Raw genomic sequence first — 12,372 nt, forward strand, 5'->3', positions numbered from 1 at the left:
CGTGTCCGTGGGTCGCCAACTGGTCGGCGTCTCTACGCTCGTAGCCGGCGTCTGCCCGCGTCCCGTCGTACCCGCAGCTGAGCCTCCGATGCAGCCCGCGATGCAGCTGGTGGTGGCATCGGCGTGAGAAGTGGTGCAGACCGGCCGGCGATCTCCACCGGGCCGGCATTGATGATTCCCGCCGGGTACCCGCGCGACCTGCCGAGCGCGCTGCTCCGGGCGGCTCGCGACTTCAGCGCCGCCGGCGTGGTCGAGATCGGGCCGGACGGCCGCGAGACCAAGCTCGACTTCCCGACGCTGCTCGAGCTCGCTGCCCGGATCCTCGCCGGCTTGCGCGCGAACGGCGTACGCGCCGGAGACCCCGCGGTCGTGCACTGCACCGAGCCGGTCGGATTCTTCGCCGCGTTCTGGGCCTGCACGCTCGGCGGCATCCGCCCGCTGCTCGTCGCGCCGAACCCTGGCGGCGACCGGACCGAGGAAGGCCGCGAGCGGCTCCGCAAGATCACCGACCTGCTCGGCTGGACGGTCCTGATCGGCCGCCCGTCCGACCTGCCGAACGACCTCGGTCTGCCGGTCCTCGACCCCGACGCGATGGCCGGCCACGAGCCGACCTCGGATTTCCACCGGCCGGCCGCGGACGATGTCGCCGTACTGATGCTGTCGTCGGGATCGACCGGTACGCCGAAGATCGTGCAGCTGACGCACCGCGGTCTGGTGGAGTTCGCTGCTGGTACGCCGGCGATGCTGCCGGTGCGACCGGGGCAGACGACGCTGAACTGGTTGCCGCTCGATCGCAGCGGGGCGTTCCTGCTGTATCACCTGCTGCCGGTGTTCACCGGGTGCACGAACATCCACGTGAACACAGACTGGGTGCTCGCCAACCCGCTGCGCTGGCTCGACCTGATGGACCAGCACCGCGTCAACCACTCGTGGTCGCCGAACTTCGGGTACCGGCTCGCGACCGCTGCTGTCGCGGGTGAGCCGGATCGGCACTGGGACCTGTCCGCGCTGCGCAGTCTGGTCAGCGGCGGCGAGCAAATCACCGTGCCGGTGATGTCGGAGTTCTTGCGCGTGACGAACCGGTTCGGCGTCGTCCCCGAGACGTTCGTCGCGGCGTGGGGGATGACGGAGACGGTCACCGGGATCACCTTTGCGCGGCCCGGGCTGACGCCGAACGTGCATCGCGTCCGCATCCCACCGACCGGCGTGGTCGAGTGGGTGGACCAGCGGCCGTCTTCCGGCAAGGTCGCCGTCGCGCGGCCCGGCAAGCCGCGGACCGAAGTACCTGGCGTTCTGTCGCTGGTGTCCGTCGGGGCGCCGGCACCTGGTACGACGGTGCGCATCGTGGCACCCAACGGCGCCGTACTGCCGGAGGGGCGGATCGGTCAGCTGCAGGTCGCGTCGGCTCGGGTGACGCCCGGGTACCTCGGGAACCTCGAGGCCGACCGCATGGCGTTCCCGGTGGGGAACTGGCCCGCCCGCAAGTGGCTCGCGACCGGTGACCAGGGCTTCATCACCGGCGGCCAGGTCGTCATCACCGGCCGGGACAGCGAACGCATCATCATGTCCGGCAAGCTCCACTATGCCCACGACATCGAGTCCGTCGCGACGACCGTTGTCGGTGCCGAGCACGGTCTGGTCGCTGCGTGCGGCGTCGCGGACGAGGCGTCCGGGACCGATCGCCTGGTCGTGTTCTACGCGCTGACCCCAGACTCGGTCCCCGGCATGGACCAGGCCATCCGAAGCCTGATCCAGACCCGGCTCGGGCTGTCGGCCGAGGTCGTCGGCGTACCCCGCCGCGACTTCCCCACCACCCCCGGCGGCAAGATCCTCCGCCCCCTCCTGAAGCAACGCTGGATCGACGGCACCCTCCTCCAGCCCCCCGCCGCCCCCCACGTAGAACCGGCCGGCGCCACCCCCAACTCCGGCCCCACCGGCCAGGGTCCCTCAGCAACCCCCGAAACCACGCCATACGCCGACGAGGACCCCTCAGAACGCACCACCGAACTCCCGGTAGTCCGCCTAGCCTGGAAACGCGAACTCCAACAATCCATCCCCACACCCCCCCAACGCCCCACCCTCGGCACCCCCCAGCCACCCGCCGGGGAGCCCGCCCCCGCGCAGCCATCGCAGGACGAGCCGACACTCGACGACCCGGCGTCCGACCAGTCGCCCTCCGCCCAGTCGAGCTCCGCTGAGGCCCCCTCCCCGCAGCCAGCACACGAGCAGTCGCCCGCCGACCCGCCCACGGCGCAGCAGTCGGCACCCGTTCCGCCCAATGCTGCGGCGTTCGAGCCAGGCATCTCCGAGACCGCGCAGTCGGATTCCGGACCGTCAGAGCAGACCGCGTCCGACGTGACCGCAGACGCCGCAGCGGAGCCTGAGTCAACGGCCGAGTCCAGCACCCCAGCAACATCCGCCGGTGAAGACGAGCGCGAGCTCATCCCCGAGCAAACCGGATCCGCGTCGCCTGCAGCTCCAACCCCTGAAGACGAGCCACGCGCGCCCGAAGACACAGCAGTACCCGCGACCGAACCCGAGCTGACGTCCGAGTCCGCGGAGTCCGCCACACCTGCAACGCCGGCGCCCGACGCCACCGCAGTACCCGCGACTGAATCCGAGTCGGCTGCGGAACCCACGGCGGCATCGCCCGCCGCTGCAACCACCGCAGTACCGGCGGACGATCCTGAGTCGTCCGCCGAATCCGCCACGCCTGCAGCGGCCGAGTCCGACGACAGTGCATTCCTTGCGACTGAGGCCGAGTCGACTGCGGAGTCCACCGCGACGCCCGCGGCGGCTGCAACCGGCGTACCTGCATACGAGCCCGACGTGGCCGCCGCGTCTGCGACGCCGACGCCTGAGGTCAGCGAAGTACCTGCGGACGAGCCTGAGGCCATCGGGACCGAGTCGCCCGCGGCTGAGGACGAGTCCGCGGCTGAGGGCGGCGTCGTACAAGAACCTGGCACGGAGCAGGAGCCAGACGCCGTACGCGCCACCACCGAGGAGGCAGACAGCGGCCAGCTCGTGCAGAACCGGCAGGATCCTGAGCAGGTCGCGCAGGAGCCCGTAGGTGTTCAGGCGGAAGGTCTTGAGGACGACGGAGAGTACGAACGCTCTTCGCGTGACGCCTCGACCGACGACGAGCCGACTGATGCTCAGCCGACGCCGGTAGCCGCAGACGCTGACGTCGACGAACAGTCCACCCCGGAAGGCGCGGGCGGCGAGCAAACCACCGACGCCGAGTCCGAGGTAACTGACCCCGCCCAGTCGGACGCACCTGAGACCGCGGAGCTTGAGGCAACCGAGTCAATGGAGTCCTATAGGCCCGACCCCAGCGAGGCCGAAGAGGCAAGCGCGGACGGGGCCGACGTAACTGAGGCCGAGAGTGCCGAGGCTGAGGTAGGCGAGTCTGCGGCTGGTTCGGGTGAGGGTGCTGAGGCTTCGGACGGTGAGGCGTCTGAGGAACTGGCTGGGGCGGTCGCGTCGGTTCGCGCGGAAGCTGTAAGTGCTGAGGAGGAGTCGGCTGCTGTTGAGGCTGAGGACTCCGAGGCGGCTGACACTGACGCTGAGCTGGTCGGGGCTGCGGCTGGTTCGGGTGAAGGTACTGCGGCTTCTGACAGTCAGACCGCTGGGGAACTGGCGGCGACGGTCGCATCGGATCGCGTAGAGGCTGCAGGTGCTGAGGCTGAGTCGGGTGCTGTTGAGGCTGAGGACTCCGAGGACACCGAGGCTGATGAGGCCGAGGTACCTGAGGTCGCGGGCGACGGAATTGCAGCGGCGGGTGACGGAGAGCCTGACGCCGCGGTCGAGGAAGACGGATCGCGGGACGTCGAGAGTGCGGAGACCGCAGCGCTCGATGCCGATGCCGATGCCGATGCCGATGCTGGTGAGCTCGGTGAGCGCGAAGCGGGTTCGGAGGTTGAGGTCGCCGAAGCTGGTTCGGAGGCGACTGAACAGGTCTCGCAGGATGCGGAAGATGAGCAGGGGGAGCTGGTGGCTGAGAGTCAGCCAGCTGCCGAGGAGAAGCAGTCCGCGGTTGAAAGCGCCGCGCCCGCGATCGCCGAGCCAAGTTCCGACGTACCTGCGTCCGACGTACCTGCGTCCGAGGTGCTGGCCGCCGAGGTACCTGCGTCCGAGGTGCTGGCCGCCGAGGTACCTGCGTCCGAGGTGCCGGCCGCCGAGGTACCTGCGTCCGAGGTACCTGCGTCCGAGGTACCCGCGTCCGACGTACCCGCGTCTGACGTACCGGCCTCCGACGTACCGGCCTTCGACGTACCCGCGTCTGACGTACCGGCCTCCGACGTACCGGCCTTCGACGTACCCGCGTCCGACGCACCTGCGTCCGACGTACCTGCGTCCGAGGTGCCGGCCGCCGAGGTACCTGCGTCCGACGTACCCGCGGCCAGCACGTCCGCGACCTCTCTACCCGCGCCTGTGACTGCAGCACCTGCAGCAGTTGCGGCCGCTCCCGCGGCAGCTGCAGCTCGTGCGAGTGCGGCGCCCGCGGCGGGCCTGCCTGCGACGACTACCTCCGCGATCACCGCGTCCGCGACCTCCACGCCTGCGACCTCCACGCCTGCGAGCTCCGCGGGGCGGGCTGGTGTGGTTGAGCCGGTGGCGGTTGTGGGGCTTGCGGGGCGGTTTCCGGGGGCTGAGGGGATTGGGGAGTTTTGGGAGAACTTGGTGGGGGGTGTGGAGAGTGTTCGGCGGTTCTCGCCGGAGGAGGTGGGGCAGGGGGACGGGGCGGTTGCGGTCAGTGGGGTGCTGGAGCACGTCGAGTCGTTCGATGCGAAGTTCTTCGGGTTGAGTGACCGCGAGGCGGAGCTGATGGATCCGGCTCAGCGGTTGTTCCTCGAGGTTTGTCATCAGGCGTTGGAGCACGGCGGGTATGCCGGTACGTCGGGGCGCGTCGGCGTCTTCGCGGGCTCGGGCATGAACCTGTACAACCGCCAGCACCAGTCGCGCGACTCGCTCGCCACCCGGGTCGCCTACCGCCTCGGTCTCACCGGACCCGCGATCGGCGTGCAGTCGGCGTGGTCGTCCTCGCTGGTCGCCGTACACCTGGCCTGTCAGGCGTTGCGTTCGGGCGACGCGGATCTCGCGCTCGCCGGCGCCGCCGCCGTACAGGTGCCTCAGGCAACGAGTTACCACCCGGCGCCGGAGTCGATCCTGTCGCCGAGCGGCCATGTGCGCGCGTTCTCCGCGGACGCCGACGGCACGGTCGGCGGCAACGGCGTCGCCGCGGTGCTGCTGAAGCGTCTCGACCAGGCCCTCGCCGACGGCGACACGGTGTACGCCGTGATCCGCGGTACGGCGGTCAGCAACGCCGACGCCCCGTCGGGGAACCAGGTCGAGCTGATCGAGCGCGCGCTCGAGCGGGCCGGGTTCGACGCCGACTCGCTCAGCTACATCGAGGCGAACGGGATCGGCAGCGCCACCGCCGACGCGGCCGAGATCCGCTCGCTGACGACGGCGCTGAGAAGGCACACCGACAAGGTCGGGTTCTGCACGATCGGGTCCGTGAAGCCGAACATCGGCCACCTCGACAGCGCCGCGGGCATGGCCGGCCTGATCAAGACGATCCTGATGCTGCAGCACCGGATGCTCGTCCCGACGATCAACTACACCGCGCCGAACCCGGCCCTTGGCCTCGACGGCAGCCCGTTCGTCATCGGCACCGAGGCGCGCGAATGGACGGCCGACGGTACGACGTTGCGCGCCGGCGTCAGCGCGATCGATGCCGGCGGCACCAATGCGCACGTGATCCTCGAGGAAGCGCCGCGGCAGATCCGCCGCGGCGACGACGGCCCCGTCGTACTCCCGCTGTCCGCGCCCGACCCGGATGCCCTGGCCGACCTGGTCGAGCTGTACCGCACGGATCTCGACCACGGCACCGGCCACCGGCTCATCGACCTCGCCGGCACGGCGGCGCTCGGCCGCCCCGCGCATCGGCACCGTATCGCGGTTGCGGGTGGCACCGAGTCCGAGTTGGTCGAGGCGCTGGGGTCCGCGCAGGCAACCGAGGTACCGCGGGGTGGACCTGGCCCGCTGGGCTACGCCTTCACCGGTCAGGGTGCTGCGCGTCGCGGCATGGCGGCCGGGCTCGCCGCCCGCTTCCCGGTGTTCCGGTCGGTGCTCGACGAGTGCGACCGCGTGTATCACGAGGAGACCGGCGGCAGCCTGCTCGAGCTGCTGCTGACCCCCGCGGCCGGTACTGCGGAAGGCGTATGGCCGACCGAGACCGCGCAGCCGGCGCTGTTCGCGTTCGAGCTTGCACTCGCGCGGCTTTGGCAGTCGTTCGGTGTGCAGCCCGCGCTCGTTGTCGGACACAGCGTGGGGGAGTACGCCGCTCTGTGCGTCGCGGGTGCGTTGTCGCTGCAGGACGGCGTACGGCTGACCGCGAAGCGCGGCGAACTGATGCAGCGCGGAACGGTGCCCGGGGCAATGGTCTCGGTACGCGCGGATGCCGATCGGGTCCGCGAGATCGCCCGCACCGCGGGTGTGGAGGTTGCTGCAGGCAACGGTCCGCAGTCGTTCGTGCTGACCGGGTCCGAGGTGATCGTCGGACAGCTCGCGGCGCAGCTGGATCGGCTCGAGGTGGCCTGGCAGCGCTTGGATGTGGATCGGGCGTTCCACAGTTCGTTGGTCGATCCCATACTGGCCGACTTTGCCGAGATCGTCGGCGAGATCACGCTGAAGCCGTTGCGTACGCCGATGGTGTCGAGCTGGTCGGGCGATCTGCTCGAGTCCGGGACGGTGCTCGACGGTGACTACCTGGTCGGGCAGTTGCGCCAGCCGGTGCTGTTCGGGGATGCGGTCGAGGCGGTCACGGCCGCTGGTTGCCGACGATTCCTGGAGCTCGGGCCGGACGCCGTACTGAGCCCCGCCGGTCGCCGGATCGCGCCGAACAGCACATGGATCCCGGCGCAGCGCCTCGGCCAGGATCCTGTGCTCGCGACGATGAACGGGCTGGCAGAGCTGTACGAGCAGGGCACGGAGATCGCCTGGGCGAAGGTCTACCCGGATGGCGGACGGGTGCCGTTGCCGACGTACCCGTTCCGTCGCGTGTACCACCCGGTCGACCCGTCGGTGACGGTGCTGGCCGGTCCGGGTACGGCGGTTGCCGGGGACAACAATTCGGCCGCGGCGCGGGTGCAGCCGAACCCGTTCGAGCGGGCCGCTCGGGCGCAGGCGCCGGTGTTCGATCCGCCGTCGAACGCGGCGGTGAAGCGGATCCCGCTGGACCCGCCGACGGAGCCGGCGGAGCCCGAGCCGACGCTGGTCGAGGAGAGCGAGCGTTCGCCGTTCGCGCTGCCGGCCGAGACGCACGCGATCGACGCGGACTACCTCACGCAGGCCGGGGCGCTCTCCGGGAGCGAGGCCGAGCGCTATCGCGAGTCGTTGAACGTCGTGCTTGATGCGACGTGTGAGCAGCTGAACCTCGATCCGTACGACCTGACGGTGGACCATACGTTCGCCGAGCTCGGTGCGACGCCGGCGTCGATGGCGCCGGTGATCGATGAGATCAACAGCCGGTTCGATGCGGAGTTGGCGCCGGACGATCTGTTCCTCACGTACACGACGCCGCACAAGCTCGCGACCGCAGTCGCCGTCCAAACCGCAGATCCTGAAGACACCGAGGCTGAGCAGGCGGACGGTGCAGCGTCGGCTGAGAATGTCGAGTCGGCCGAGGAGGTTGGGGCGGCGGACGCTGACGCCGCGGAGGATGCTGCGGTGATCGCCGGTGCGGGAGTGGATGAGGAACCCGCGGAGCCGGTGGTTGAGCAGGCGCGGGATCCGCGGGCGGCGTTGGCTGTGCTCGGGTCGGGGCTGGCTGAGCTTGCGGCGAAGGTGGACGAGGCTGCGGCGGCGACCAGCGAGGCCGAGTTGCCGGGGAGTGGGATGGCTGCGCTCATGTCGCAGCAGCTCCGCGTCGCCGGCCAGTTGGTCGACGGCGTCACGCAGCTCATGCGCGAACAACTGGCCCTCCTCGGCGACCAGTCAGACGACGCCGACCAGACAGAGCAGACAGAGCACGACGTCCAGGCCGTGCAGGCCGAGCAGGCCGAGCAGGCCGAGCAGGCCGACAGCGCGGACGACGTGGAGCAGGACGCGGCAGCAACCCACCAGCAGAACGCCGCGGCAACAGACCGGCAGGACACCGCGGCAGCGACCGATCGGCAGAACGCGGCAGCCGCCGACCAAGAGGACGCCGCGGCAGCGACCGACCAGCAGAACGTCGCAGATGCGGACCAGGCAGACGCCGGAGAAACCGACCAGCAGGATGCTGCGGCAGCCGACCAGCAGGACACCGCGGCAAGCGGCCAGCAGGACGCCGAAGATGCCGACCAGCAGGATGCTGCGGCGGCCGACCAGCCGGACGCTGCGGCAGCCGACCAGCCGGACGCCGGAGATACCGATCAGCAGAACACGGCGGCAACCGACCAGCAGGACGCTGCCGCAACTGACCAGCAGGACGCTGCCGCAGGCGGCCGCTCGGACGATTCCTGGGTTGATGAGGATTTGGAGGCTGCGGCGGAGCGGCAGGTGACGGCTGAGGCGCGTCGTGCCGACCTCGCGTACTGGAACCAGGTGCTGGCCGGCGCCGAACCGTTGGTGCTCCCCGCGGATCACGTCCGGACCGCCGGCGACGACACCGTTGCCTCAGTCAAGCAAGAGCTCGAGGAAGAGCTCGGCGACGCGGTGTTCGCCTTCAGCCGGGAGCGCAAGCTCAGCCCCGTGATGACGATGCTGGCCGCGGTCGCCACCGTCCTCGGCCGGTTCGCCGCGCAGGAAGACGTGACGATCGGCTCCGCGCTGACCCGTCCCAAGGGCGACACCTCGACCGCGCCCCGCCGCGCGCTCCCGCTGCGCATCGACCTCTCCGGCGAGCCCGAGCTGGGCGAGCTGGCCCAGCGCGTCCGCGACATCACCGCCGGCGCGTTCGACCACGCCGGCACCGACCTCGCCGTACTGGAGCGCGACCCGCTCTTCCAGATCCTCGTCGACTTCGAGGACGGCGACGAAGACCTGCCCGCGACCGTCGACCTGCGGTTCCGCCTGACCCATCACGGTGCCGGCATCACGTGCACGGCGGACTACCGCCCCGGACTGTTCGAGCAGACAACCATCGAGCGCCTGCTCGCCTACCTGACCGAAGTGTTGCGCAGGGCAACGAGCCGGCCGGACCTGCGGATCCCGCAGCTCGTCATCCCGATCCAGGACGATCTCAAGGCGCTCCGCGAACTCGAGGCCGACGTCGACCCCAGCGGTCCGATCGGCCGGGTCCGGCGTGACGCCGTCGTCGCCGGTGAACTCAGCGGACTGCACACGCTCTTCGAGCAGCAGGTCGCCCGGACACCGGACGCGATCGCCCTGGTGCAAGGCGATCGCGAGCTCACGTACGCCGACCTCGACCGCCGCTCGAATGCCGTCGCGTGGCAACTGGTCGACCTCGGCGTGAAGCCCGGCCAGCTGGTCGCAGTGCGCGTTGCCCGAGGCACCGAAATGGTCGTCGCGGTCCTCGCCGTACTCAAATCCGGCGCCGCCTACCTCCCGCTGGACCCCGGCGTACCCGAGTCCCGCTGGGCGTTCATGGTCCAGGACGCCGCGGCCGTCGCGCTGGTCGGTGACGACGCCGCGCTGGCCGACCGGCTCGGTCTCAAGCTCGTCCCGGTCGCGGCAGTGGACAACGACCCACGAGCACGCCAGGCCCCGCCGGTCCGCGCGGCGGCCGATGATGTTGCCTACTGCATCTACACGTCCGGCTCGACCGGGAACCCGAAGGGCGTCATCGTCCCGCATCGCGGCCCGGTCAACCTGGTCCGGCACTACCTGCGGACCCGCCGATCGCTGCGGACGCTGCAGTGGACCTCGTTCGGCTTCGACGTCCACGTGCAGGAGATGTTCACGACGCTGGCCTCCGGCGCGGCGCTCGTACTCATCGGGGAGGACGACCGATACGACCCCGACGCCGTCGTCGCGGCGCTGCGTGATCACAACGTCGAGCGGTTGTTCATGGCGTTCAGCCCGCTGACCGCGCTGCTGGCGACCATGCGCCGCCTGCCCGAGCTTCCCGCCCTGCGCGAGATCGTCGCGGGTGGCGAGGCGATGGTGCTGACGCACAAGGTCAGAGACTTCCTCACCGCCCACCCGGACTGCCGCTTGTTCAACGAGTACGGCCCGACCGAGGCGTCGATCGTGACCACGATCCACGAGGTCGATCCGGCCGAGGACCGGCCCTCCATCGGTCGCCCGATCGAGGGTGTCGTCGTACGCCTCCTCGACGCGGCCCTGCGGCCCGTGCCGGTCGGCGCGGTCGGCGAGATCCACCTCGGCGGTGCGGCTGTCGCCCAGGGCTACATCGGGCGCCCGGAGGAGACCGAGCACGCGTTCGTGCCGGATCCGGGCCACCCGGGCGCGCGCCTTTACCGCAGCCGCGACCTCGGCCGCTGGCGCGCCGACGGCATGCTCGAGTACCTGGGCCGCGCCGACGACCAGGTGAAGATCCGCGGCCACCGGGTCGAGCCGGGCGAGACCGAGCACGTGCTGGCCGACCAGCCCGGTGTGGTCGACGCCGTCGTGGTGGCCCAGCCGAACCCCGGCGGTGACACCTGCCTGATCGGGTACGTCGTACTCGAGGACAGCGATCCCGCCGTACTCGCGCGGTTGATGCTTGACCTGGGCAAGGAGCTGCCGATCTACCTCGTGCCGGCCGACCTGATCCCGATCGAGGAGCTCCCGCTGGACGACAACGGCCGCCTCGACCGCGCCCGGCTCCCCGAACCGGAGTGGCTCAAGCCGTAGAGGTCGGTTCTGCACCGTGGGCGAGGGGTCAGGTTCGGTAGCAGCCCTCCCGCTGGCCACCGACCGCCGTCCACGATGCAGAACCCGCGTTCGATCTCGTCCCTCCACCAGATCGATCACTCACCAAGTCGGTCGGACGCCTCCTGAAGCTCGGCGGTTCCCGACCTGCGGGTCACACGGTTGCGGCGGGTGAGTCTCCTCGCCCGCCGCTCACGTGTCCAGTTGATCCAAGGCCCCCCTCGATCAACCGCTCCGGACCGTCCCAGGCCCCCCTTGGACCGTCCGTGGATGACGGTGCCCCCACCCCATCCATCCCTTGAATCGGGTTGGACAGGGCAGGCGTTACACAGATTCCTGAGATTGGTAAAAATTGCGCAAAGATGCGCGAGATAAGCCTTTCCGAGCGGACGAAGTTGTGCGGTTCAGGCGACGGAGGCCCACGCGAGGTGCGCCGCGCCGAGCAGCCCGGCATTGTCCAGTTGAGCGGGCTCCACGGTCAGATCCGCGACGAACGGCAGTTGCGCCAGCCGCTTCACCCAGGCCTGCACCGGGTCGAACAGCACCGGTCCCGCCTTCGCGACCCCTCCGCCGATCACGACCGTGGTGAGATCGACGGTGACCGCGGTCGCCACGATCCCGGCAGCCAGCGCCTGCGCGCCGTCGTCGAAGATCGCCAGCGCCAGCGCGTCACCGGCCGCAGCGTCAGCAGCCAGTACGGCGGCATCCACGTCCTCGTCCGTACGCCATCCGCGCCGCTTCGCCCGCGCAACCATCCGCGGACCACTGGCATAAGCCTCGACGCAGCCGTTCGACCCACAAGCGCACGACTCGCCGTCCTGGTCGACCACGACGTGGCCGATGTGCGCCGCGTTGCCGGACTGCCCGATCCACGGCCTGCCGTCGACGACCAGACCGCCGCCGACGCCGGTGGACACCACGATCCCCAGGAGTGTATCCGCGTCCCGGCCGGCGCCGCTCCAGAACTCACCGAGCGCGAAGCAATGCCCGTCCAGTCCAAGAGCCACGGGTACGTCGCCGGTCAGCGCCCGCACGCGGTCGACCAAGGGGAAGTTGCGCCACCCGGCAATGTTCACGGGGGAGACCAGGCCGTGCTGCTGGTCGAGCGGACCGGCCGAGCCGATGCCGACGGCCATGGGAGTGACATCGCCGCGGACGCGGGTGATCAGCTCGCCCAGCGCGGCGAACACCTCGTCGGCCTCGCCGGCCGGGGTGAGGATCCGGTCGCCGGTGAGAATCGTGCCGTCCGCGGACACCAAAGCGGCGGCCATCTTCGTGCCGCCGATGTCGATTCCCAGCACGGTCTCCCGCGCCATCGCTTCGTCGTCGCTCATCGTCCCCCCGGTCAGGGCGGTCAGGTCGAGAGACAACGTTATCCGTAGTCGGCTCGAACAGACAGAGGTGATTGCAAGTAATCGCGGCAAACCCGCAGGAAGACGGCAGTTAACTGCCATGACAGGTCCTGACAACGATGCCCCTCCAGGGCTCGGAAGGCGGCTAATCATGAGCGGTCCCGTAACCCACCTCGTCCCGTTCGGCGACCGACTT

The 12,372-nt window shown here is 70.2% G+C and carries 2 protein-coding genes; one reads left to right on the top strand and one right to left on the bottom strand.

Annotation, left to right across the window (positions count from 1 at the left end):
* The first annotated feature begins 123 nt into the window (after positions 1-123).
* Positions 124-10,806 (top strand): non-ribosomal peptide synthetase/type I polyketide synthase, encoded by a 10,683-nt coding sequence (locus EV653_RS02995; RefSeq protein ID WP_134097702.1) that lies wholly within the window; start codon positions 124-126, stop codon positions 10,804-10,806.
* A gap of 422 nt (positions 10,807-11,228) precedes the next feature.
* Here the strand turns inward: EV653_RS02995 and EV653_RS03000 are convergent, their stop codons facing one another.
* Positions 11,229-12,158, bottom strand: a complete 930-nt coding sequence (locus EV653_RS03000; protein WP_134097704.1) for an ROK family protein — start codon at positions 12,156-12,158, stop codon at positions 11,229-11,231.
* Positions 12,159-12,372: the final 214 nt, after the last annotated feature.

Origin of the sequence: Kribbella pratensis (assembly GCF_004365355.1) — a bacterium.
In the GTDB taxonomy this organism is placed as follows: domain Bacteria; phylum Actinomycetota; class Actinomycetes; order Propionibacteriales; family Kribbellaceae; genus Kribbella.